This window comes from Actinoplanes sp. CA-252034, assembly GCF_050956125.1.
In the GTDB taxonomy this organism is placed as follows: domain Bacteria; phylum Actinomycetota; class Actinomycetes; order Mycobacteriales; family Micromonosporaceae; genus Actinoplanes.
This window is the reverse complement of record NZ_CP191846.1, coordinates 8,696,624-8,719,791: the sequence shown is the minus strand read 5'-3', so window position 1 is coordinate 8,719,791 and position 23,168 is coordinate 8,696,624. Positions and strand designations below refer to the sequence as shown.

21 protein-coding genes and 1 pseudogene are annotated in these 23,168 nt (G+C 70.1%); 16 read left to right on the top strand and 6 right to left on the bottom strand.

Going from position 1 to position 23,168, the window contains the following annotated elements; translation table 11 throughout:
• Window positions 1-31 precede the first annotated feature (31 nt).
• Window positions 32-562 (top strand): HIT family protein, encoded by a 531-nt coding sequence (locus tag ACQPZW_RS39480; protein ID WP_433791134.1) that lies wholly within the window; start codon window positions 32-34, stop codon window positions 560-562.
• On the opposite strand, the gene ACQPZW_RS39475 is transcribed toward ACQPZW_RS39480, so the two are convergent.
• On the bottom strand, window positions 515-1,120 hold the full coding sequence (locus tag ACQPZW_RS39475) for a TetR/AcrR family transcriptional regulator (protein ID WP_433791133.1): 606 nt from the start codon (window positions 1,118-1,120) through the stop codon (window positions 515-517). The genes ACQPZW_RS39480 and ACQPZW_RS39475 overlap by 48 nt on opposite strands.
• Window positions 1,121-1,173: 53 nt before the next feature.
• Between ACQPZW_RS39475 and ACQPZW_RS39470 the strand changes: the two genes are divergently transcribed.
• Window positions 1,174-2,343: an FAD-dependent monooxygenase gene (locus tag ACQPZW_RS39470; RefSeq protein ID WP_433791132.1), complete on the top strand. Its 1,170-nt coding sequence runs from the start codon at window positions 1,174-1,176 to the stop codon at window positions 2,341-2,343.
• On the opposite strand, the gene ACQPZW_RS39465 is transcribed toward ACQPZW_RS39470, so the two are convergent.
• Window positions 2,344-4,506: an elongation factor G-like protein EF-G2 gene (locus ACQPZW_RS39465; protein WP_433791131.1), complete on the bottom strand. Its 2,163-nt coding sequence runs from the start codon at window positions 4,504-4,506 to the stop codon at window positions 2,344-2,346.
• A gap of 176 nt (window positions 4,507-4,682) precedes the next feature.
• On the opposite strand from ACQPZW_RS39465, the gene pgsA reads away from it, so the two are divergent.
• The 4 genes from pgsA to ACQPZW_RS39445 are packed head-to-tail and all read left to right on the top strand — an operon-like array spanning window position 4,683 to window position 7,893.
• Window positions 4,683-5,303 carry a phosphatidylinositol phosphate synthase gene (gene pgsA, locus ACQPZW_RS39460; RefSeq protein ID WP_433791130.1) on the top strand — a complete coding sequence of 207 codons (621 nt, stop codon included), beginning with the start codon at window positions 4,683-4,685 and terminating at the stop codon, window positions 5,301-5,303.
• Window positions 5,300-6,166, top strand: coding sequence for a phosphatidylinositol mannoside acyltransferase (locus ACQPZW_RS39455; RefSeq protein WP_433791129.1), 867 nt, complete (start codon window positions 5,300-5,302; stop codon window positions 6,164-6,166). The genes pgsA and ACQPZW_RS39455 overlap by 4 nt, the downstream gene beginning before the upstream one ends.
• A gap of 8 nt (window positions 6,167-6,174) precedes the next feature.
• The gene (locus tag ACQPZW_RS39450; RefSeq protein ID WP_433791128.1) at window positions 6,175-7,311 is read left to right on the top strand and encodes a glycosyltransferase family 4 protein; all 1,137 of its coding nucleotides are present in this window, start codon (window positions 6,175-6,177) and stop codon (window positions 7,309-7,311) included.
• Between the two features lie 30 nt (window positions 7,312-7,341).
• A complete protein-coding gene (locus ACQPZW_RS39445) occupies window positions 7,342-7,893 on the top strand; it encodes a hypothetical protein (RefSeq protein WP_433791127.1) in 552 nt (183 codons plus the stop codon).
• 1,067 nt (window positions 7,894-8,960) lie between these two features.
• Here ACQPZW_RS39445 and pdxS read toward each other — a convergent pair.
• Window positions 8,961-9,855, bottom strand: a pseudogene (pdxS, locus tag ACQPZW_RS39440) (pyridoxal 5'-phosphate synthase lyase subunit PdxS).
• Between the two features lie 147 nt (window positions 9,856-10,002).
• Here pdxS and pdxT point away from each other — a divergent pair.
• Both pdxT and ACQPZW_RS39430 read left to right on the top strand, forming a co-directional pair.
• On the top strand, window positions 10,003-10,599 hold the full coding sequence (pdxT, locus tag ACQPZW_RS39435) for a pyridoxal 5'-phosphate synthase glutaminase subunit PdxT (protein WP_433791126.1): 597 nt from the start codon (window positions 10,003-10,005) through the stop codon (window positions 10,597-10,599).
• 18 nt (window positions 10,600-10,617) lie between these two features.
• Complete coding sequence (locus ACQPZW_RS39430) at window positions 10,618-11,370, top strand: YebC/PmpR family DNA-binding transcriptional regulator (protein WP_433791125.1); 753 nt, start codon at window positions 10,618-10,620, stop codon at window positions 11,368-11,370.
• Window positions 11,371-11,421: 51 nt separating this feature from the next.
• Here the strand turns inward: ACQPZW_RS39430 and ACQPZW_RS39425 are convergent, their stop codons facing one another.
• Entirely contained in the window at window positions 11,422-11,940 is a 519-nt protein-coding gene (locus ACQPZW_RS39425; RefSeq protein ID WP_433791124.1) for a hypothetical protein, read from the bottom strand.
• A gap of 101 nt (window positions 11,941-12,041) precedes the next feature.
• On the opposite strand from ACQPZW_RS39425, the gene ruvC reads away from it, so the two are divergent.
• The 8 genes from ruvC (at window position 12,042) to ACQPZW_RS39385 (ending at window position 21,170) form a co-directional block, all read left to right on the top strand.
• Complete coding sequence (gene ruvC, locus ACQPZW_RS39420; RefSeq protein WP_433791122.1) at window positions 12,042-12,572, top strand: crossover junction endodeoxyribonuclease RuvC; 531 nt, start codon at window positions 12,042-12,044, stop codon at window positions 12,570-12,572.
• The gene (ruvA, locus tag ACQPZW_RS39415; RefSeq protein ID WP_433791121.1) at window positions 12,569-13,171 is read left to right on the top strand and encodes a Holliday junction branch migration protein RuvA; all 603 of its coding nucleotides are present in this window, start codon (window positions 12,569-12,571) and stop codon (window positions 13,169-13,171) included. Before ruvC ends, ruvA begins: the two co-directional genes overlap by 4 nt.
• Entirely contained in the window at window positions 13,168-14,217 is a 1,050-nt protein-coding gene (ruvB, locus tag ACQPZW_RS39410) for a Holliday junction branch migration DNA helicase RuvB (RefSeq protein WP_433791120.1), read from the top strand. The genes ruvA and ruvB overlap by 4 nt, the downstream gene beginning before the upstream one ends.
• Window positions 14,218-14,373: 156 nt before the next feature.
• Window positions 14,374-14,766, top strand: a complete 393-nt coding sequence (yajC, locus tag ACQPZW_RS39405; protein ID WP_433791119.1) for a preprotein translocase subunit YajC — start codon at window positions 14,374-14,376, stop codon at window positions 14,764-14,766.
• Window positions 14,767-14,927: 161 nt separating this feature from the next.
• Window positions 14,928-16,835 carry a protein translocase subunit SecD gene (secD, locus tag ACQPZW_RS39400; RefSeq protein WP_433791117.1) on the top strand — a complete coding sequence of 636 codons (1,908 nt, stop codon included), beginning with the start codon at window positions 14,928-14,930 and terminating at the stop codon, window positions 16,833-16,835.
• Between the two features lies 1 nt (window position 16,836).
• Window positions 16,837-18,006 (top strand): protein translocase subunit SecF, encoded by a 1,170-nt coding sequence (gene secF / locus ACQPZW_RS39395; protein WP_433791115.1) that lies wholly within the window; start codon window positions 16,837-16,839, stop codon window positions 18,004-18,006.
• Window positions 18,007-18,120: 114 nt separating this feature from the next.
• Window positions 18,121-18,639: an adenine phosphoribosyltransferase gene (locus ACQPZW_RS39390; RefSeq protein ID WP_433797749.1), complete on the top strand. Its 519-nt coding sequence runs from the start codon at window positions 18,121-18,123 to the stop codon at window positions 18,637-18,639.
• 134 nt (window positions 18,640-18,773) lie between these two features.
• Window positions 18,774-21,170, top strand: a complete 2,397-nt coding sequence (locus tag ACQPZW_RS39385; RefSeq protein WP_433791114.1) for a RelA/SpoT family protein — start codon at window positions 18,774-18,776, stop codon at window positions 21,168-21,170.
• A 142-nt stretch (window positions 21,171-21,312) separates the two neighbouring features.
• On the opposite strand, the gene ACQPZW_RS39380 is transcribed toward ACQPZW_RS39385, so the two are convergent.
• Window positions 21,313-22,209: a peptidylprolyl isomerase gene (locus tag ACQPZW_RS39380; protein ID WP_433791113.1), complete on the bottom strand. Its 897-nt coding sequence runs from the start codon at window positions 22,207-22,209 to the stop codon at window positions 21,313-21,315.
• A gap of 20 nt (window positions 22,210-22,229) precedes the next feature.
• Window positions 22,230-23,111 (bottom strand): peptidylprolyl isomerase, encoded by an 882-nt coding sequence (locus ACQPZW_RS39375; RefSeq protein WP_433791112.1) that lies wholly within the window; start codon window positions 23,109-23,111, stop codon window positions 22,230-22,232.
• Window positions 23,112-23,168: the final 57 nt, after the last annotated feature.

Here is a 23,168-nt window from a genome sequence, read left to right as displayed (position 1 = left end):
GGAACCGGCCGCCTGCGCATAGGATGCGATCGTGAGCGAGCGGGCGGGCGATCCGGATGGGCTGGAGCGACTCTGGACGCCGTATCGGCTGGCCTACGTGCAGGGGGAGGACCGGCCCGAGGGCGGTTACGAGAAGCCCACCGGCTGCCCGTTCTGCCTGGCTCCCGCGCTGGCCGAGGCGCAGACGCTGGTGGTGGCCCGGGGTGAGCTGGTGTTCGCGCTGCTCAACCTGTATCCGTACAATCCCGGTCACCTGATGGTCTGCCCGTACCGGCATGTCGCCGACTACACCGACCTGACCGAGGAGGAGACCGTCGAGGTGGCGGCCTTCACCCGGACCGCGATGCGGGTGATGCGCACGGTCAGCAGCCCGCACGGTTTCAACCTGGGGATGAACCAGGGCGCCATCGCGGGCGCCGGCATCGCCGCCCACCTGCACCAGCACATCGTGCCGCGGTGGGGTGGCGACGCCAATTTCATGCCGGTGATCGGCCTGACGAAGGTGCTGCCGCAACTACTCGCCGACACCCGCGACCTGCTGGCCGAAGCCTGGCCCGCCTAGCGCGCGGATCCCGGCGACCACCTCCTCCGCCGACGGGGCGCTCGCCGGGTCGGTGAGCCACTGGGTGAGCACCCCGGACATCAGCGCCATCTGCACCGAGCCGAGCGAGCGCACGGTCTCCGCGTCGATCCGATCCTCGGGGATGCCGGTGAGCAGCGCCGCCATGCCGGACCGGCCGGCCTGCATGCCACCGGCCATCTGCTCGCGCAGCGCCGGATTGTGCTCGGCCTGGAGCATCGCCTCGATGCTGGCCAGCCAGAGCTGCCGGTCGGCCTGGATCGACCGGATCACCCGCCGCCAGAACCGCAGCATCGGATCGGCGGTGTCGTCCTCGTCCGGATCGGGCGTACCGAGCGCTCGGCCGAGCGCGTCACCCCACTCCTCGATCGCGCTGAGCATCGCGGCGGTCATCAGGGCCTCGGTGGACCCGTAGTGGTAGCCGATGGAGCCCAGGTTGGTGCCGGACAGCGCCACGACGTCGCGAGCCGTCGTCCGGGCATACCCCTTCTCCATCAGCGCTTTCTTGGCGCCTCGCAGCAGCTCCTCGCGGTGACCCATGGTCGCGATCCTAACTTCTATACAAACGTGTAAGACGTTTGTATAGTAAGCGCATGACGAACTCCCGGGTACTGATCTCCGGCGCCGGCATCGGCGGACCGGCCCTCGCCTACTGGCTGGCCGGGCGGGGCTTCCAGGTCACCGTCGTGGAGCGGGCCGCCGGGCTGCGGGAGGCCGGCTACAAGGTGGACGTGCGCGGCTCGGCCACCGAGGTGCTGCGCAAGATGGGCCTGCTCGCCGCCTGCCAGGCCGCCGACACCGGCATGCGGCAGATCACCTACGTCAAGAGCGACGGCGGCCGGATCGCCGCCCTCCCGGCCGACCTGCTGATGGGCCGCCGCGGCGACGACCTCGAGATCATGCGGTGGGACCTGAGTCGCATCCTGCACGACGCCACCGCCGACCGGGTGGAGTATGTGTTCGGCGACGCCATCGCCACCCTCGACGACGGCCCGGACGGGGTCGACGTCACCTTCGAGTCCGGCGCGGATGGCCGCTTCGACTACGTGGTCGGCGCCGACGGCCTGCACTCGTCGACCCGTCGCAAGGTGATGGGTGAGACCCCGCTCAACCACCTCGGGGCCTACATCGCCATCTACACCGTGCCCAACCTGCTCGGCATCGAGCGCGAGGAGGTCATGTATTCGCGGCCCGGCCGTCTGGTCTTCGCCTACGCGATGGACCGCGACCAGCCCGCCCGGGTCGGGCTCACCTTCGCCGCACCCCGGCTCGACTACGACCGGCACGACGTCGCCGCGCAGAAGGACCTGGTCCGGCAGGCGTTCGACGGTCAAGGGTGGCGGGTCGGCGACTTCCTGTCGGCGATGGACGCCGCCCCCGACTTCTACTTCGACGCGATGAGCCAGGTCGAGCTGCCCAGCTGGTCGTCCGGGCGGGTCGCGCTGCTCGGCGACGCCGCCCACTGCCCGGCGCCCGCCTCCGGCCAGGGCACCAGCCTGGCCCTGGTCGGGGCGTACGTGCTCGGCAAGCACCTCGGCGCACCCGGCGGGTTCGCCGCCTACGAGCGCGAGATGCGGCCGTACACGGAGAAGAACCTCGCCTTCGGCCGCAAGATGGCCAAGGACATGGTGCCGGGCGGCCGCCTCAGCATCGCGTTGCGCAACTACGGCATGCGGACCCTGAAATACCACCCGCGCAAGGAGCAGATGATCGACAGGATCCTCGCACCGATGCACGAGGCGGCCAACGCCATCGCCATCTGATCACCGTGCCGCGGCGTGCTCCTTGCGGACCGCCTCGGCCAGGTGCGGGGGCATCGGCTCGTGCCGGACATACCGGCGGGTGAACGTGCCGGTGCCCGACGTGAGGGCGCGCAGCTCCACCACGTACCGCACCAGCTCGATCGCCGGGACCTCGGCCCGGACCGTGCTCGCCTCGCCCGTACCCCCGGACTCGCTGCCCATCGGTCGGCCGCGCCGGCCGGAGAGATCGCTCATCACCGCGCCGACGAAGGCCTCCGGCACCCGGACCTCGATCTCGTCGACCGGCTCCAGCAGAGTGATGGCGCCCTGCTCGGCGGCGGCGCGCAGAGCCAGCGCCCCGGCCGTCTGGAAGGCCGCGTCCGACGAGTCGACGCTGTGCGCCTTGCCGTCGTAGAGCGTCACCTTCAGGTCCACCACCGGATACCCGGCCGCGATGCCCTTCTCCAGCTGGGCGCGGACACCCTTCTCCACCGACGGGATGTAGTTGTGCGGCACCGCGCCACCGACCACCTTGTCCACGAAGACGAAGCCCTCGCCGCGCGGCAGCGGCTCGATCTCGATGTCGCAGACCGCGTACTGGCCGTGACCGCCGGACTGCTTGACGTGCCGCCCGTGCCCCTTGGCCGTCGAGCCGAACGTCTCCCGCAGCGCCACCTTCACCGGCTCGGTGTCCAGCTCCACCCCACCGGAACGGAGCCGGTCGAGGACCACGTCGGCGTGCGACTCGCCCATCGTCCAGAGCACCTGCTGATGGGTCTCCGGATTGCGCTCCAGCCGCAGCGTCGGGTCACCGGCGACGAGCCGGGCCAGGTTCTTGGCGAGCGCGTCCTCATCGGAGCGGGTCTTGGCGACCACGGCGATCGGCAGCAGCGGCTCCGGCATCGACCACGGCGACATCAGCAGCGGATCGTCCTTACCGGACAGTGTGTCACCGGTCTCGGCGCTGCCCGACTTGGTGATCGCGCAGATGTCACCGGCGATCGCCTGCGGCACCTCCCGCAACTGCGCGCCGAGCGGGGAGTAGACGTGCGCGACCCGCTCGTCGGCGTCGTGGTCCGGGTGGCCGCGCTGGGCCATGCCGTGCCCCGAGACGTGCAGCGTCTGGTCCGGCCGCAGGGTGCCGGAGAAGACCCGGACCAGCGACACCCGGCCGACGTGCCGGTCGATCGTGGTACGCACCACCTCGGCCACCAGCGGTCCGTCCGGGTCGCAGGTGAGCGGGGACCGCGGCGAGCCGTCCACCCCGGTCACCACCGGCAGATCGTGCTCCAGCGGTGACGGGAAACCGCTGACCAGCAGATCGAGCAGGGCGTCCAGACCGACGGCGGTGTGCGCGCAGACCGGGATGACGGGGTAGAAGTTGCCGCGCGCGACCGCCTTCTCCAGGTCCGGGATGAGCGCGTCGGTGCTGATCAGCTCACCGCCGACGTAGCGGTCCATGAGGGTCTCGTCCTCGCTCTCGGCGATGATGCCCTCGATCAGCGTGTTGCGGTCGTCGGCGATCGGGTTGAGATGCTCCCGCTCGGCCTCCCGGGCGACCGGCGGATAGCCCGCCGAGTAGTCCAGCACCCGCAGCGTGACCAGGCCGAGCAGCCCGGCCACCGACTGACCGTCGTCACCGAGCATCGGCTGGAAGACCGGAAGCACGTTGTCGCCGAACGCCTCCTGACAGTCCTGCAGGGCCTCCTCGTAGTCGGCTCGGGGGTGGTCGAGCCTGGTGATCGCGACGGCGCGCGGCATGCCGACCGCGGCGCACTCCTCCCACAGCGCGACGGTGGAATCGTCCACACCGTCGACCGCGGAGACCACGAAGAGGGCCGCGTCCGCCGCACGCAGACCGGCCCGCAGCTCCCCGACGAAGTCGGCGTACCCGGGAGTGTCCAGAAGGTTGATCTTCACGTCGCCGTGCAGCAGCGGCGCACAGGCCAGCGCCACCGAGCGCTGCTGCCGGATCGCCGCGGGGTCGTGGTCGGTCACCGTGGTGCCGTCCGCCACACCACCGGCCCGCGGGATCGTCCCGGTCGCCGCGAGCAGCGCCTCGACCAGGGTCGTCTTCCCGGAGCCGGAGTGGCCCACCAGCACCACGTTGCGAACTCTGCCGGGCTCGGTCACCACCGGCGCACCGGCGCCGGCAAGCCCTTTCTCCGAAGATTTCTGCGCCATGCCGAGCGCTCCCGTCGTTTCCTCTGTGTTACGCCGCTGTTGTCTGAATCCCACACCCGGCGCGGTAGAGGTCGCAAGGACCCTCAGCCCTCCAAAGGTGCCGGATGGTGACGATACGGCCAACCCGGGGCCGGGCCGTACCGCCGCTGGTCGCGCGCCGTTATGGTGAGACAGCCATGGCAAAGATCGTTCAAACAACGGCCCGTGCCGTCGTCTCGTACGGCGTCAACCCGCTAGCCCGTTTCCTGCTCCGGATCGGCGTGTCGCCCAACGCGGTCACCGTCGCCGGCACCGTCGGTGTGCTGATCGGCTCGTACTTCGGTTCGCAGGGCCACCTCTTCTGGGGCACCGTGATCGTAACCGCGTTCGCGCTCACCGACGTGCTCGACGGCACAATGGCCCGGATGAGGGGCGGTTCCGGCAAGTTCGGGGCGCTCCTCGACTCCTCCATGGACCGCATCGCCGACGGAGCGGTCTTCGGTGCCGTCGTCTACTACCTGGCGACCGAGGGCAACCCGTACGGCGGGGTGGTCGCGGCGCTGATCAGCCTGGTCTTCGGACAGGTGGTGTCATATGTGAAGGCGCGCGCCGAAAGCCTCGGCCTGAACGCCGACGTCGGCATCGCCGAGCGCCTGGAACGGCTGCTCATCGTCGGAGTCGGCGGCCTGCTCGGCGCGGCCGGCCAGGACTGGGGCCTGCCGGCGGCGCTGTGGGTGCTCGCCGCCCTCGCCGTGATCACCGCCTTCCAACGGCTGATCCACGCCGCCCGGACCGAGCCGAAGGTGCCCTCCGAGTGAAGGACCGACTGATCGACCTCGGCTACTCGGCCGGGTGGGGGATCGTGCGCGCGCTACCGCTGCCGATCGCGAAGAAGCTGTTCCGCGCCGCCGCCGACCGTGCCTACAAGGGGAACGGGCCGGCCACCCAGCGCCTGCGCCGCAACCTGCGCCAGATCGTCGGCGAGGACATGCCGGACACACTGGTCCGTGACGGCCTGCGATCGTACGCCCGGTACTGGATGGAGGCGTTCCGCCTGCCGTCGCAGAGCCGGGCCGACTTCCTCGACGGGTTCTTCATGGTCCCGGAGAGCTACCAGAAACTGAAGAAGGGCGCCGCCGACGGCCGTGGCGTGATCCTCGCCCTGCCGCACGTGGCGAACTGGGACGTCGCCGGCGCCTGGGTGGTCTCACACGACTGGCCGCTGATCACGGTGGCCGAGCGGCTCAAACCCGAGACGTTGTTCGAGCGCTTCCTGGAGTACAGGGAGAAGCTCGGGATGAAGGTGCTCCCGCTCACCGGTGGACAGCGGCCCCCACTCGACGTGCTCGCCGAACACCTCGAGAAAGGCTGGGTGGTCGCGCTCCTCGGCGACCGTGACCTGTCCAAGAACGGCGTCGAGGTGCGGTTCTTCGGCGGGCGCACACGGATGCCCGCCGGGCCCGCGATCCTCGCCATCCGTACCGGCTCGCCGCTCTACGCGGTCGACCTGTGGTTCGACGAGCAGCGCACCATGGCCCGGATGCGCGAGGTCGTCCCGCCCACCGACGGACCCCTCGACGAGCGGGTCAAGAGGACGACCCAGCTGCTCGCCGACGCGTACGCTGCCGGCATCGCCGACCATCCGCAGGACTGGCACATGCTCCAGAAGCTCTGGCTCTAGGAGGTCCGGTGCGGATCGGGATCGTCTCGCCCTACTCCTTCGACGTCCCCGGCGGTGTGCAGAACCACATCATGGACCTGGCCGAGGCCCTGATCGAACTCGGTCACCAGGTCAGCGTCTTCGCGCCCGCCGACGACGACGCCGAACTACCCGCCTACGTGGTGTCCGCCGGCCGGGCCGTGCCGCTGCCCTACAACGGGTCGGTCGCCCGGATCTCGTTCGGCCCGATCTCCACGGCCCGGGTCCGGCGCTGGCTCAAGAACGGCGAGTTCGACGTGCTCCACGTGCACGAGCCGTTCTCGCCCAGCCTGTCGTTCCTGGCCGTGCTCTCCGCCCGCGGCCCGGTCGTCGCCACCTTCCACACCGCGATGACCCGCTCCCGGGCCCTCGCCGGCCTGCAGAACTTCCTCCAGCCGGTGATGGAGAAGATCACCGCCCGCATCGCGGTCAGCGAGCTCGCCCGCAAGGTCCAGGTCGAACACCTCGGCGGCGGCGCGGTCGAGATCCCCAACGGCGTCGCGGTCCGCAAGTTCGCCTCGGCTGCGCCATTGCCCGGATGGCCCGGCGACGGCGGCACCCTCGGTTTCCTCGGCCGTTTCACCGAGCCCCGCAAAGGCTTCCCCCTGCTGCGTACGGCGTACGTCGCGCTCGCCCGGGAACGGCCCGGCCTGCGGCTGCTCGTGGCCGGGCCGGGCGACCGCGACGACCTCTACGACGACATCCCCAAGGAGCTCCACGACCGGGTGGAGTTCCTCGGCCTCGTCTCCGAACCGGACAAGGCCCGGATGCTGCGCAGCGTCGACGTCTACGTCGCCCCGAACACCGGCGGCGAAAGCTTCGGCATGATCCTCACCGAGGCGATGGCGGCCGGCGCCACGATCGCCGCCAGCGACCTCGACGCGTTCCGCCGGGTCCTCGACGGCGGCCGCGCCGGAGCCCTCTTCCCCAATGGTGACCAGGCATCTCTCACCCGGCTGCTGGGTGAGCTGCTGGATGATCCGGCACGCCGGGCCGAGCTGGCATCGTGCGCCCGGCTCGCGGTCGGCGCGTTCGACTGGCCGAGTGTGGCCAACCGGGTGCTCGAGGTCTACGCCACCGCCATCGAAGCCACCGACGGGAGAGTTTTCGACGACGAGTGGTCCTGACCACTGGCGGTGTAAACGTTGGGCACTACGATGCCCCGCATGTGGTGGGTGGTGGGAGTCGTCGTGCTGGCCGCGATCTTCTCGGCGTACATCGGCTGGACCGCCCAGCGGGTGGAGCGCCTGCACACGCGTGCCCAGTCGGCCGAGCGTTCGCTCGACGCGCATCTGATGCGCCGCGCGGCCGCCGCCGCGGTCGTCGCCGAGCAGGCCGAGACGGTCGAGCTGTACGCCGCCGCCCGGCTCGCCCTCGACGCCGAACCCGGCGAACGCGAGTCCGCCGAGAACGACCTCACCCGCCAGTTGCAGGCCGTACCCCTCAAACCGTCCGACCCGGCGGTGCGCACCCTGATCGCCACCAGCCGCCGCGTCGTCCTGGCCCGGCAGGTGCACACCGATCTGGTACGCGACGCGCTCAGCGCCCGCCGCCGGCTCATCGTCCGCCTGCTCCGCCTGGCCCGGAGCTACCCCCGCCCGGAGTACTTCGACATCGTCGAGCCCGCCCTCCCCGACCTGCCGCCGCTGGTCGCCGTCCCGATCCCGACAGCCCCACCCGAGGACGCCCTCCCGGCCAAGGCCCTCTGACCCGCGCCCCTCAAGGCCGGCACCCGCCGGCCCCTCCCCATGCGCGGCCGGTGCCCGCGGCGTTTCGCCGCTCGCGGCTGGTGCTCGCGCGGGATTCGACGTTCGCGGCTTTTGCTCGCCGGGGTTTCCGCGTTTGCGGCCGGTGCTCGCCGGCCTCCGCCGTTTGTGGCTGGTGCTTGCGGGGGTTCGGCGTCATGACTGGTGCTCGCCTGCCTTCGCCGTTTGCGGCTGATGCTTGCGGGCTTCGCCGTTTGTGGCTGGTGCTCGTGGCCGGGTGCCCGCCCCCCGCCCGTGACCCCGTTCGCCGATCGGGTGCGTTTACCGTCGTTCGCGGGGCCGATCGTCGGTTTCGGTCTGATCGGGACGGCGCAGAGGCGCTTCGCCAACCCATTGTCGGCGCTGGATGCGCTTACCGCCCGCCAAAGGGCGCTGCCCGCATACACGGGACGCAGTGGGTGCTGTTTGTCGCCCCACCGAGATGCTCAGCGGTCTGCCGCGACGAACTCCCACAACTCACGCCGACGCGGTGGCCGCCCAGCCGGTGATGACGGCGGGTGGTGGGTGGCGTCGGGGTCTGGATTGGTGCGGCGGTCGGGCGGTGACGAATCCGACCAGGGGCCGGTGCCGGATACAAGGCGGCGTGATGGCGATGCGAGGTGATAGCGGCGTTCGAGGCGGTACGGCCCCTGTCACGGGCGGTGAGTGGGCAACCAGCCCGGCGCCCGCGTTTCGGTGGTGGGCGGGCAGATGGCCGCGGTGTAGTCCGGGGCGGCGATTCATGCGCTTGGAGGGCGTCGCGTCTCGCACAAGATGAGGGTGGGACCTGGAAGCGGCTGGTCGCCGGAAGCGAAGGGGTCTACGGCGAGGGGAGGCCCGCGGCGAGGGAGGGATCGGAGGCGAGGGAAGGCCCGTGGTGAGGGCGGTCCGCGGTGAAGGACGGCCCGCGGTGCGGAGGCGAAGGTGGGGCGGGGGAGGAAGACCGAAGGCCCCGCCGAGAAGCGGGGCCTTCAGGGTGACGATCGGTGACGATGGTGATGAGGGGTGGCGATTGGTGACGCGGGGTGGGACTACCAGCCGCGCTCGGAGAGGCGGTGGGGGACCGGCTCGTCGTCGACGTTGATGCCGACCATGGCCTCGCCGAGGCCGCGGGAGACCTTGGCGATCACGTCGGGGTCGTCGTGGAACGTGGTGGCCTTGACGATCGCGGCGGCGCGCTGGGCCGGGTTGCCGGACTTGAAGATGCCGGAGCCGACGAAGACGCCCTCGGCGCCGAGCTGCATCATCATCGCGGCGTCGGCGGGGTGGCGATGCCGCCCGCGGTGAACAGCACCACCGGCAGGCGGCCGGCCTCGGCGACCTCCTTGACCAGCTCGTACGGGGCCTGCAGCTCCTTCGCCGCGACGTAGAGCTCGTCTTCGGGCAGGGTCTGGAGGCGGCGGAGCTCGGCGCGGATCTTGCGCATGTGGGTGGTGGCGTTGGAGACGTCGCCGGTGCCGGCCTCGCCCTTCGAGCGGATCATGGCGGCGCCCTCGGTGATGCGGCGCAGGGCCTCGCCCAGGTTGGTGGCGCCGCAGACGAACGGCACGGTGAACTGCCACTTGTCGATGTGGTTGGCGAAGTCGGCGGGGACAGCACCTCGGACTCGTCGACGTAGTCGACGCCGAGTGACTGCAGCACCTGGGCCTCGACGAAGTGGCCGATCCGGGCCTTGGCCATCACCGGGATGGAGACCGTGTTGATGATGTTCTCGATCATGTCGGGGTCGGACATCCGGGAGATGCCGCCCTGCGCCCGGATGTCGGCCGGGACGCGCTCCAGCGCCATGACCGCGACGGCGCCCGCGTCCTCGGCGATCTTGGCCTGCTCGGCGTTGACCACGTCCATGATCACGCCGCCCTTGAGCATCTCCGCCATGCCGCGCTTGACACGGGCGGTTCCGATGGCGGGCTGGTTCTCAGACATGTGGGTTCGGCTCCTAGTGCGGGATGGCGTTGACAGCGGGATGGCGTTGAGTGCGGGAACGGGCTGACGTAACGGATGCTACGAAGCCGGGCCGCCTGTTCCGATAGCCAATCGGACGGCTGGTGGCCTGCTTTATATGGTGGGCCGGTGAACATCGGAGTGCTGGCCCTTCAGGGCGACGTGCGTGAACATCTGTCGGCGCTGGCCGAGTCGGACGTGCTGGCCCGGCCGGTCCGCCGGCCCGAGGAGCTGGCCGACGTCGACGGGCTGGTGATCCCGGGCGGCGAGTCGACGGCGATCAGCAACCTCGCGGTCTCCTTCGGTCTTCTCGACCCGGTCCGCAAGCGGATCGCCGACGGCATGCCGGTGTACGGCTCCTGCGCCGGCATGATCATGCTGGCCGCGAGCGTGCTCGACGGCCGTCCGGACCAGGAGTCGTTCCAGGGCATCGACATGACCGTGCGGCGTAACGCGTTCGGCCGGCAGGTGGACTCGTTCGAGGCGCCGGTCGAGATCGAGGACATCGAGGGCGGCCCGTTCCGTGCCGTCTTCATCCGCGCGCCGTGGGTCGAGGAGATCGGCCGCGACGTGCGGGTGCTGGGGCGCGTGGCTGAAGGGGACACCGCCGGTAGGATTGTGGCCGTTCGGCAGGGGAACCTGCTCGCCACGGCTTTCCACCCGGAGCTCACCGGCGACCTTCGTGTCCATCGGTACTTCGTCGAGATGGTCCGCCAGGCCCTTTGATCACAGCGGAGGTTACGCATGTCCGGCCACTCCAAATGGGCGACGACCAAGCACAAGAAGGCCGTCGTCGACGCCAAGCGCGGCAAGATGTTCGCCAAACTGATCAAGAACATCGAGGTCGCGGCCCGGACCGGCGGCGGTGACCCGTCGGGTAACCCCACGCTCTACGACGCCATCCAGAAGGCGAAGAAGTCGTCGGTCCCGAACGACAACATCACCAACGCGGTCAAGCGGGGTTCCGGTGCGGAGGCCGGCGGCGCCGACTGGCAGTCGTTCATGTATGAGGGTTACGGCCCGAACGGTGTCGCCATCCTGATCGAGTGCCTCACCGACAACCGGAACCGGGCGGCCACCGAGGTGCGTACCCGGCTCACCCGCAATCACGGCTCGTTCGCCGACGCGGGCTCGGTGACGTTCCTGTTCAACCGCAAGGGTGTGATCATCATCCCGAAGGCGGGCTCCAGCGAGGACGACGTGATGCTCGCCGTCCTGGACGCGGGCGCCGAGGAGATCAACGACCTGGGCGACGCGTACGAGGTGGTCAGCGAACCGACCGACCTGGTCAAGGTGCGGACGGCGTTGCAGGGCGCGGGCATCGACTACGACTCGGCCGAGTCGTCGCTGGTGCCGACGATGACCGTGCCGCTCGACGAGGACGCGGCCCGCAAGGTGCTCAAGCTGATCGACGTCCTCGAGGACTGCGACGACGTCCAGAACATCTACTCCAACGCCGACATCTCCGACGAGGTCCTGGCGGCCATCGACGAGTGATCCGTCGCCGTCGTGTGAGGCCGGTTCCGTGGGGGACCGGCTTCACACGTCTCAGACGGGGTCGACGCCGAGCCAGGTGACGTACTGGACGATGGCGGCCAGGAGCAGGACGCTGCCGATCACGTAGCGGAGCAGGCGGCGCCACTGGGACCTCAGGTAGGCGTGCACCCACGCGATCTCGGCGTCGGCCAGCGCGTCCAGGTCGGCTCTGGCCGTACTCCCGAGGATCTTCGATTTGCGCAGTGCCAGGCTGCCGCCCGCGCTGAAGACCGGGACCACCGGATCCGGCGGCCGAAGGACGCGGACCTCGACCTCGTAGACCTGATCGTCGCGCCACTGCGCGGTCCGTGCCGTGAGGCGCTGCCGCATGTGGCTCTCGGTCCGCCCCAGCAGACGCAGCCGACGCCACCGGCCGGCCAGGTCGGTGAGGACCGCGAGATAGATCTGCTCGGCCACCGGTGCCCCGCCGACCAGCCGGGCGGCCTCGGCGCGCAGCCCGGGGGCGTGCAGGGTGACGAATGCGACGTAGTCGGCTGGCGGCTCGTCGTCCATCGGCGGAATGAGGTGCATGACCGGCCTCCCGGACTCCATCGTCGAGGCGTGTCGGCGGAGGCCGCAAGTGGAACGCGTATTAGGGTGTCGAACACACGTTCGCGAGGGGGAGGCTGTCTGTGCGGGTGCTCGGCATCGATCCGGGGCTGACGAGATGCGGCGTCGGCGTCGTCGAGGGGATGCCGGGGCGGCCGGGCAAGTTGATCGGCTACACCGTGGTGCGCAGCGATCCGGACGACGACATCGCCGAGCGCCTGCTGCACCTGGACCGGACACTGGCCACCCTCGTCGAGCAGTACAAGCCGGAGAGCGTCGCCGTGGAGCGGGTGTTCTCGCAGCACAACGCGCGGACGGTGATGGGCACGGCGCAGGCCAGCGGGGTGGCGATCCTGGCCGGCGCGCGGGCCGGGCTGCCGGTCCAGACGTATACGCCGAGTGAGGTCAAGGCGGCCGTCACCGGCTCGGGCACCGCCGACAAGGCCCAGGTCACCGCTATGGTGACCCGGTTGCTGAAACTGTCCGCCCCACCGAAGCCGGCGGACGCGGCCGATGCCATCGCCATCGCCATCTGCCACATCTGGCGCGGGGGCACCCGCGCTCTTCAACAAGCCGCGGCGGTGGCCGCCGCCGCCCGCAGGAGCAGCCGATGATCGCCAGCGTGCGCGGTGTGGTCACCGCGATCCTCCATGACAGCGCCGTGGTCGAGGTGGGCGGTGTCGGCATGCGGGTCCTCTGCACGCCGGGCACGCTCGCCGGGCTGCGCATCGGCGCCGAGGCGCGGCTCGCGACGACGCTCATCGTCCGCGAGGACTCGCTGACCCTGTTCGGCTTCGCCGACGAGGACGAGAAACAGCTCTTCGAGCTGCTCCTGACGGCCAACGGGGTCGGGCCGCGGATCGCGCAGGCGGTTCTCGCGGTTCATCAACCCGATGTGGTACGCCGTGCGCTCGCCGGTGGTGAGGTCGCGGTCCTGACCGCCGTCCCGGGTATCGGCAAGCGCGGCGCCGAGAAGATGATCGTCGAGCTGAAGGACAAGATCGGCCCGGTCCATCTGATCGGCACGGGTTCGGCCGGGCTGCTGAACGGCGGCTGGCAGGAGCAGGTCCGGCAGGGTGTGCTGGCGCTCGGCTGGACGGCGTCGCAGGCCGATCAGGCGGTGGCCGCGGTCACCGAGACGATCGACGGTGAGGCCCCGCCCGTGCCGGTGCTGCTGCGCCAGGCGATCCGTCTGCTGGGCAAGACCCGATGACCGACGGCGAGCTCGTTTCTCCGGACCCGTTCGACGAGGATCTCGACGCGGAGGCCAGTGTCCGGCCGCGCCGGCTGGCCGACTTCATCGCCCAGCACCGGGTCCGCGACCAGCTGGAGTTGCTGCTCAAGGCGTCGATGGGCCGGGGCACCCCGCCGGATCACATCCTGCTCTCGGGGCCGCCCGGCCTCGGCAAGACGACCCTGGCCAACATCGTGGCGGCCGAGTTGGGCACCGGCATCCGGACGACGAGCGGCCCGGTGATCGAGCGGTCCGGTGACCTGGCCGCGATCCTGACCGGTCTGGCGCCGGGCGACGTGCTGTTCATCGACGAGATCCACCGGATCGCCAAGCCGGCCGAGGAGCTGCTCTACAGCGCCATGGAGGACTTCCGGGTCGACGTGGTGGTCGGCAAGGGCCCGGGCGCGACGGCGATCCCGCTGGACGTGGAGCCGTTCACGCTGGTCGGCGCGACGACGCGGGCGGGCCTGCTGTCCGGGCCGATGCGTGACCGGTTCGGTTTCGTCGCCCATCTCGACTTCTACTCGCACGAGGATCTGGACGCGCTGCTGCACCGTTCGGCGCGGATCCTCGGGGTGCAGATCACCCCGGAGGGCTCGGCCGAGATCGCCCGCCGTTCCCGGGGCACGCCGCGGATCGCCAACCGGCTGCTGCGCCGGGTGCGTGACTTCGCCGAGGTGCGGGCCGACGGCATCGTGACCGAGGAGGTGTCGAGGGCGGCCCTGCAGGTGTACGACGTCGACGCCCTCGGCCTGGACCGGCTGGACCGGGCGGTGCTGCGTGCGCTGATCGAGTCGTTCAAGGGCGGCCCGGTCGGTCTGTCGACACTCGCTGTAGCGGTTGGCGAACAGTCCGACACGGTGGAGGAGGTTTGTGAACCGTTCCTGGTCAGGGCCGGTCTGCTGGCTCGAACCCCGCGTGGCCGGGTCGCCACCGAGGCCGGCTGGGCGCATCTGGGCAAGGTTCCGCCTACGGACGGTCGCCATGGTGTCTTCCAGGGTGACCTGTTCGCCCGGGACGCGTGATCCGCGTTACTTATCCCCCGTGATGTGAACGTGACGTGTGCCGCATTCGTTATCTCCAGGTTGACCTATTAGACTCGCCGCCGTTCCATCCGGATTCGCATATCGCCGCGGCGCCCGCCCACTCGTTGCGCCGGCGGCTGACGGAAGGCCTTTTTCGTGCTCGAGGCAAGTTATGCCCAAGCCGCCGGCGGCGGTGGTGATTTCTCGTTCTTCCTGATCATCGCGCTGTTCTTCGCCGTCTTCTACTTCTTCATGATCCGGCCGCAGTCCAAGCGGCGCCGTGAGGCCCAGGACATGCAGAACTCGCTCGGTCCGGGCGACCAGATCGTGACGATCGGCGGCCTGCACGGCACCGTCACCGGCGTGGCCGACGGCGAGGTCCTTCTGGAGATCTCGCCCGGCGTCGAGGTGCGATTCGCGCGTCCGGCGATCGCCAAGGTCGTACAGAAGTCCGGCGAGGTCATTCCGGAGCCCGACGTTCCCGCGCCCGCCGCGGACGACGTCGACGAGCCGGAGAGCCCCGTCACCGAGACCCGCAAGCAGGACTGACCCGCATTTCCCCGTACGCACCGGCCGCGTTGAGGTTATGACGGGCCGGTGCGTCAGCCCGCCGTTCGACAGTCGACGGCCGGTCACAGACAGATGCTGCCGCGTCGCGCGGCCGGAACACAGGGAGACCAAACGCCGTGGCACGACCACCACAGGGACAAATGCATCCTGGACGCCAACTCGGCGTGCTCGGTCTGGTCTTCGCAGTCCTCTATCTGCTCGTCTTCTTCGGCGCCGGCGCGTCGGGCAGCTGGAAGGACCGCCTGGAGCCGAAACTGGGCCTCGACCTGATCGGCGGCACGCAGGCCACCTACATCGCGTCGCAGGCCGGCGGCACGCCCGCGCCGGACGCCATGGAGAAGGCCCGGGAGATCATCGAGGGCCGGGTGAACGCCCTGGGCGTCTCCGAGGCCGAGGTGGTCATCCAGGGCAACGACACCATCGTCGTCTCGCTCGCCGGTGAGGCCAATGAGCAGCTGAAGAGCCTCGGCAAGGCCGCGAACATGCGGTTCCGCCTGCTGACCGCGGTGACCGGCGACGTCGCCGCGACCGCGGTGAACCCGCCGAGCGCGGCCCCGGTCCCGAGCGGATCGGCGAGCGGCGCCGCCTCCGGGGCACCGTCGGTGAAGCCGTCGATCGGCGCGAGCGGCGCTCCGGAGGTCGCCAACTCGGCGTCGACCGGTGGCCAGGGTGGCGGCGCCGAGGCGCCGGCCCCGAGCGTTCCCCCGTCGGCCGCGCCGTCCGCGGAGGCTCCCGCCCCGTCGGCGTCCGCCGCCGCTCCGGCCCCGGTCACGGCGGACGTCAAGGCGCAGCGCGAGGCGATCGCCAAGAAGGTCGGCCCGGCCTGGGCCGCGGCCGAGAAGCTGACCGCGCCGGTGGAGCTGACCACCGACCCGGCCGCGGGCCTGCCGTTCAAGGCGTTCGCGTCGCTGACCGGCGCCGAGGTGAACGCGCTCGACCCGAAGATGCAGTTCAACGTGCCGACGATCAGCTGCGAGCAGCTCGACCAGCGGCCGAACGGCGCGATCGACGACATCACCTCCGAGGTCGTCGCCTGCTACCAGGGCGCCAAGGTCATGCTGGACAAGGCCGAGGTGGTCGGTGACGACATCGACGAGGCCGCCCCGCAGCTGGACAGCACCACCGGCCAGTGGGTCGTCTCGCTCGACTTCAAGAGCGAGGGCCAGACCAAGTGGGCCGCGCTGACCCGCAAGGCGTTCACGGCCGGCGCGTCCGAGCCCTGCTACATCGCGGCCAGTGCGTTCGGCTCCTCCGGCGAGGTCCACTGCTCGGTGGCCGTGGTCCTCGACAAGACGGTCATCTCCGCCCCGCAGATCCAGGCCGTGCTCACCGGCCAGTCGCAGATCACCGGCGACTTCGACGCGGTGAGCGCCAAGGAGCTGGCGGACCAGCTCAACTTCGGCGCCATCCCGGTGACCTTCGAGGCCGGCCCGGCCCAGACGATCACCGCGACCGTCGGTGACCAGCAGCTGGAGGCGGGCCTGCTCGCCGCCGCGATCGGCCTCGGCCTGGTGGCGATCTACGCGTTCTTCTACTACCGCCTGCTCGGCCTGGTGATCTTCCTGAGCCTGGGCCTCTCCGCCCTGCTCACCTTCGGCGCCCTGGTCTTCCTGGGCCGCTCGATCGGCTTCACCCTGACGCTGGCGGGCATCGTCGGCTTCATCGTCTCGCTCGGTGTGGCGGCGGACTCGTTCGTCATCTACTTCGAGCGACTCAAGGACGAGATCCACGAGGGCCGGAGCCCACGCAGCGCGGTTCCGCGGGCGTGGCAGCGGGCCAAGCGCACGATCCTTTCGGCGAACGCCATCACGATCATGTGTGCCGTGGTTCTCTACATCGTGTCGATCGGCCAGGTGCAGGGTCTCGCCTTCGCGCTCGGCCTCTCGACCGTGCTCGACCTGCTCGTGGTGTTCCTGTTCCGGCACCCGATCATGACGGTTCTCGCCAGCACGAAGGCGTTCCTGTCGCCCAGGGTCAGCGGCCTCGGCCGCGTTCTGCGCAGCAGCCAGACCGAGGAGCCCGTCTCCTCGCGCGTGAAGGAGGCCTGACATGGCCAATTCCTCGAGTCTCGCCAACCGCCTCTACCGGGGGGAGGCGAACATCAACATCGTGGGCCGTCGCAAGATGTGGTTCACGATCGCCGGAGTCCTCGTGCTGATCGCGATCGGCAGCTTCTTCTTCCGGTCCTTCCACCTGGGCATCGAGTTCGCCGGTGGCAGTGAGTTCGCGGTCCCGTCGCAGGTGGCCGGGAAGACCCTCACCCAGACCGAGGTCTTCGACGCGGTGAAGGTCGCGGTGCAGGCCGTGGAGCCGAACGCGCAGGTCAACGCGGCCCAGCAGGTCGGCAGTGGCGCGGAGGCCAACTTCAAGATCCGTTCCGCGGCGCTGTCCCCGGCCGAGATGACCCAGGTGAAGGCCGCGATCGCCGCCGACCTCGGGGTGGCCGAGACCGACATCAGCGACCAGCAGGTCTCCTCGGCCTGGGGTGGTGCGGTCATCAACAAGGCGCTGCTCGGCCTGGCCATCTTCCTGGTGCTGGTGACCGCCTACCTGGTGGTCAGCTTCGAGTGGCGGATGGCGGTGGCGGCGCTCGCGTCGCTGGTGCTCGACCTGATGGTCACCGCCGGTGTCTACTCGCTGGTCGGGTTCGAGGTCACGCCGTACACGGTGATCGGCTTCCTGACGATCCTCGGTTACGCGCTCTACGACGTGGTCGTGGTCTTCGACAAGGTCCGGGAGAACACCCGTGGCATCACCGGCGGCAGCACCCGGACGTACTCCGAGGCCACCAACCTCGCGGTGAACCAGACCCTGATGCGCTCGCTGAACACCGGTCTGGTGGCGCTGCTGCCGGTCGGTGGCGTGCTCTTCATCGGCGCCGGCCTGCTGAAGGCGGGCACCCTGAAGGACCTGGGCCTGGTGCTCTTCGTGGGCATGGGTGTCGGCGTCATCTCCTCGATCGTGTTCGCCGCCCCGGTCCTCAGCTACCTGAAGGACCAGGAGCCGCGGATCAAGTCCCACAACGCCCGGGTGCTGGCCCGCCGGGCGCAGCGGTCCGAGGACGTGGCGGCCGGTGGCGACCGTGCCCGCCTCGGCAACCGCACCGCGTCGGACGAGGTCCCGGCGTTCGCCGGCGGCACCACCCCGCGGCCGGGCGCGCGCCCGGTGCCCAAGCGCCAGGGTGGGGCCGGCAACCGGCCCGGCGGCAAGCGCCGCTGATCTCTCGGTACGGGTCGACGGCCCGCCGCCCTTCAGGGGGTGGCGGGCCGTTCCATTAGGCTGTCCGCCGTGAGTAGCGAGATCCCCCTGGTGACCGGTGACAGCGGGCCGGAGATGGCGGCCCTGGTCGCCGGAGGCACCGTCGACGTGCCGGACTTCCCGAAACCGGGCATCGTCTTCAAGGACCTGATGCCGTTCTTCGGCGACGGGCCGACGTTCCGCAAGGTGATCGACGGCATCGTGGCGCACTACGGCGCCGGGTCGTTCGACGTGGTGGCCGGGGTCGAGGCGCGCGGCTTCGTGATGGCGGCGGCGGTCGCGTATGCGACCGGCACCGGCGTGGTCCCGGTCCGCAAGGCCGGCAAGCTGCCACGGCCCGCCTTCTCCGCGTCGTACGGGTTGGAGTACGGCGAGGCCACCCTGGAGGTCAGCGAGGGCGCGTTCGTGCCCGGACAGCGCGTTCTGGTGGTCGACGACGTGCTTGCCACGGGCGGCACGGCGGGCGCGACCATGGATCTGGTCGAGCGGGCCGGCGGGGTGGTCGCGGGCTTCACCGTGCTGATGGAGTTGGGCTTCCTGGACGGCCGTGAGCGGCTCAGCCCGCGTAAGGTACACGCGCTGTTGACCGTTTGATCCGTCTTCGATGTTATTCGCCCGGTCGGCCCTGCTTAGTTCGTAGGTTCGGCCGGGGTATTCGGTGAGGCGGTGCGGGTAGGATGGGCGTTCCGAACAGACCAGATGATCCCGGCGAACGTGTGAGGAGGCCGGTGTCCAGCGACGTCGCCCCTCCGGCGGAGGGCACGGTGCAACCGACCCAGAGCTCGGGCGACAGCCCGACTGGCGATCCCGAGACCACCCAGCCACCCGCGCCCGCAGACGAGGCCGGTGGCGGCTTCGCCGGTCTGGCGAGCGCGCCGACCGGGCGGCGGGTCCGCGCACGTCTCGCCCGGTTCAACGCTCCGTGGCAGAGCACGCAGGTCAGCGAGGTCCTCGAGCCGCTGATCGCGACGCATCGCGCCAGTCACCCCAAGGCCGACGGCCGCGCGCTGCAGAAGGCGTTCGACGTCGCGGCCCGGTGGCACTCCGGTCAGTATCGGAAGTCCGGCGACCCGTACATCACGCATCCGCTCGCGGTCGCGACGATCCTGGCCAACCTCGGCATGGACACCACCACCCTGGTCGCGGCGCTGCTGCACGACACCATCGAGGACACCGACTACTCGCTGGAGAGCATGCGCAACGACTTCGGCGCCGAGGTGGCGCTGCTGGTCGACGGCGTGACGAAACTCGACCGGGTCAAGCTCGGCGACGCGGCGAAAGCGGAGACGATCCGCAAGATGGTCGTGGCCATGGCCAAGGACCCGCGCGTCCTGGTGATCAAGCTGGCCGACCGGCTGCACAACATGCGCACCCTGACCTTCCTGCCCCGCGCCAAGCAGGAGCAGAAGGCCAAGGAGACGCTGGAGATCCTGGCCCCGCTGGCCCACCGCCTCGGTATGAACACGATCAAGTGGGAGCTGGAGGACCTGGCCTTCGGCACGCTCTTCCCCAAGCGGTTCGAGGAGATCAACCGCCTGATCGGGGAGCACCAGCCGCAGCGTGAGGCGCTGCTGCGCCAGGTCACCAACCGGGTGAGCCTCGACCTCAAGTCGGCGAAGATCAAGGCCGAGACGACCGGCCGCCCGAAGCACCTCTACTCGATCTATCAGAAGATGATCGTGCGGGGCCGCGACTTCAACGACATCTACGACCTGGTCGGCGTTCGCATCCTGGTCGACACGGTCCGCGACTGCTATGCCGCGCTGGGCGTCATCCACGCGAACTGGCAGCCGGTGCCGGGCCGGTTCAAGGACTACATCGCGATGCCGAAGTTCAACATGTACCAGTCGTTGCACACGACGGTCATCGGCCCGACCGGCAAGCCGGTCGAGATGCAGATCCGGACGTTCGCGATGCACCGGACCGCCGAGTTCGGCATCGCCGCGCACTGGAAGTACAAGGAGCAGAAGGGCGCGACGATCGTCGGCCCGCCGGCGCACATCGACGAGATGACCTGGCTGCGGCAGTTGCTCGACTGGCAGCGGGAGGCGAGTGACCCGTCCGAGTTCCTGGACGCGTTGCGGTTCGACCTCTCCAGCCAGGAGGTCTACGTCTTCACGCCGAAGGGCGACGTGATCCCGCTGCCGACCGGCTCGACCCCGGTGGACTTCGCCTACGCGGTGCACACCGAGGTCGGGCACAAGTGCATCGGCGCACGGGTCAACGGCAAGCTGGTGCCGCTGGAGTCCCCGCTGTCCAACGGCGACGTGATCGAGATCTTCACCTCCAAGTCGGCGACGGCCGGTCCCACGCAGGACTGGCTCGGCTTCGTGAAGAGCCCGCGCGCCCGGACGAAGATCAGGCAGTACTTCAACAAGGAGCGCCGCGAGGAGGCGATCGAGGACGGCAAGGAGGCGATCGTCAAGGCGATGCGCAAGCAGGGCCTGCCCCTGCAGCGCATGCTGACCAGCGAGAACCTCATGACGATCGCCCGCGATCTGCACCTGCCGGACGTGGCGTCACTGTATGCCGCGGTCGGCGAGAACGCGGTCTCCGCGCAGTCGGTGGTGCAGAAACTCGTGGCCGGGTTCGGCGGCGAGGAGGGCGCGGTCGAGGACATCGCCGAGACCGCCGTCGCGACCCGTCCACCCCGTAACCGGAGTCAGGCACAGGACCCGGGTGTGGTGGTGAAGGGCGTCTCGGACGTCTGGGTCAAGCTGGCCCGCTGCTGCACCCCGGTGCCCGGCGACGCGGTCTTCGGGTTCGTCACCCGCTCCGGTGGGGTGAGCGTGCACCGCGACGACTGCGCCAACGCCGAGGACCTGCGCGACCAGTCCGAGCGGATGGTCGAGGTCAGCTGGAAACCGACATCGGCGTCCACGTTCCTGGTGGCGATCCAGGTCGAGGCGCTCGACCGGCACAAACTGCTGGCCGACGTGACCCGGGTGCTCTCCGAGGAGCGGGTGAACATCCTGTCCGCGACGGTCACGACCACCCGCGACCGGGTGGCGGTGAGCCGGTTCACCTTCGAGATGGCCGACCCGAAGCATCTGGGTCACCTGGTCGCGGCGGTCCGCAAGGTGGACGGTGTCTTCGACGCCTACCGCGTGACGTCCGGCGCCTGACGGCACAAGAGAAGCGGGCGAGCCTCCCACCGGAGGCTCGCCCGCTTCTCTATTGCCGGAAAGCGACCGGGCCGGCGCCGGAAAGCGACCGGGCCGGCGCCGAGGGGTGAACCTCGGCGCCGGCCCGGGATGTTCTATCGGGTCAGGCCGCGGTGAGCGTCATCGTCTTGATGACGACCTCGGTCTTCGGGCGGCCGCCGCCGGGCGAGGGCTCGAAGGCGCCGTCGTCACCGGCCTTGACCACGTTACGGACGATGTCCAGGCCCTTGTTGATCGTGCCCAGCAGCGTGTAGTTGGCCGGGAGCACGGTGTCCTCGGAGCAGATGAAGAACTGGCTGCCGGTGCTGCCGGGCGCGCCGGTGTTGGCCATCGCGATCGAGCCCGCCGGGTACGGCTTCTCGGCGTTGGTCGGCAGGTTCTCCTCGACCATGGTGTAGCTCGGCCCGCCGGTGCCGTCGGTGTCGCGGTAGCCCGCACCGGTGGCGAACGGGTCGCCGCACTGGAGGACCTTGAAGCCGTCCTTGTTGACCAGCCGGTGGCACTTGGTGTTGTCGAGGAACTTCTTCTCGGCCAGGTGCTTGAAGCTCGCGCCGGTGCACGGGGCCTTGCTCAGGTCGATGTCGGCCGAGATGGCGCCGAGGCTCGTCTCGAACGTGAGGGTCGACTTGCCGGTGTTCGGCACGTTGAACGGCGGGGTGCCGACGTCCTTGACCTTGCCGCCGCCGGCCGCGTCGGCCGGGGTCCAGACGCAGTTCACCGTGCCGGGGCCGGCCGGTGGCAGGCTGGCCGCGGGGTCGGCGCCGGTGCTGCTGGAGGCCTCCGGAGCGGCCGCGGTCTCGGTGCCCTTGTCGTCCTTCAGCGCCTGGACGACGAAGAAGGCCGCGCCCGCGATGACGACGACCGCGAGGGCCGATCCGATGATCGCCTGTCGCTGCCGGCGCTTGCGGGCGGCCGAGGCACGCTCGGCCATCTCCTTCTCGAGCCGGGCCCGCGCCGCCGCGCGCTGCCGGTCCTTCGTCGACGACACGGTCTCCTCCATGCTGCTGTCTCTACCTTCGCTCACGACTGGGCGCCTGTCGACGGAGCAGCGCTGGCGGCGGCGGAAGGTGCCGTGCCGGTGGCTGCCGTACCGATGGTCAGCGTCTTGATGGTGATCTTGTCCTTGGGCTTGACCTTGTCGCCTGCGCTGTTCTCCACCGTCTCGATCTTGGCGATGGCGGCGAGCGTGTCCAGCCCGCCGGTGACCTTGCCGAGGATCGAGTACTGCGGGTCAGCGGTGGCGAAGTCCTTGTGGAAGATCAGGAACTGGCTGCCGTTCACGCCCTTCGGGTTGCCCAGCACGGCGACGGTGCCCTTGGGGTAGAGCACGGAGGGCGCCGCGGCCGAGGCGCTCGGCTCCGGGGTGGGAACGAGCGGCGGGTTCTCGTCGTAGTAGGTGTAGGTGGGCCCGCCCTGCCCGGTGCCGCTCGGGTCACCGCAGCGCAGCGCGCCCTCGGTGGTGAGCTCATGGCACTCGGTGTTGTCGAAGAACTTCTTGCCCGCCAGATACGAGAAGCTGGCGGCGGCACACGTGGACGCCGTCACGTCGACGTCGACCACGATCGGGGCACCCTTGTCGGTGGTGATCGTCATGGTCTCGGTGCCGGAGTCGGGAAGGTCCTTAGTGGGCGGTGTGCCGACGTCCTTGAGCTCGGCGTTGGTCTCCACGCCCAGCGGCGTCCACAGGCACTGGTCGAGGGCCGCGGGGTCGGTCGGCCCGGCCTCGTCGTCGAAGGCCCCGCCGATCCAGGCGCCGCCGGCGGCGATGAGCAGGACCGCGAGGGTCGCGCCGACGCCCGCCATGACCCGGCGACGGCGGCGCTCACGCTCGGCCCGGCGCGCCGACTGCCGGTCGAATTTGGCCCGCGCGAGCTTGCGCTGCCGGTCCTTGCTGGAAGCCACCGAACGCTGTCCTTCCCTACCTGGGATCACAGGAACGCCTGCCCGGAATCACAGGAG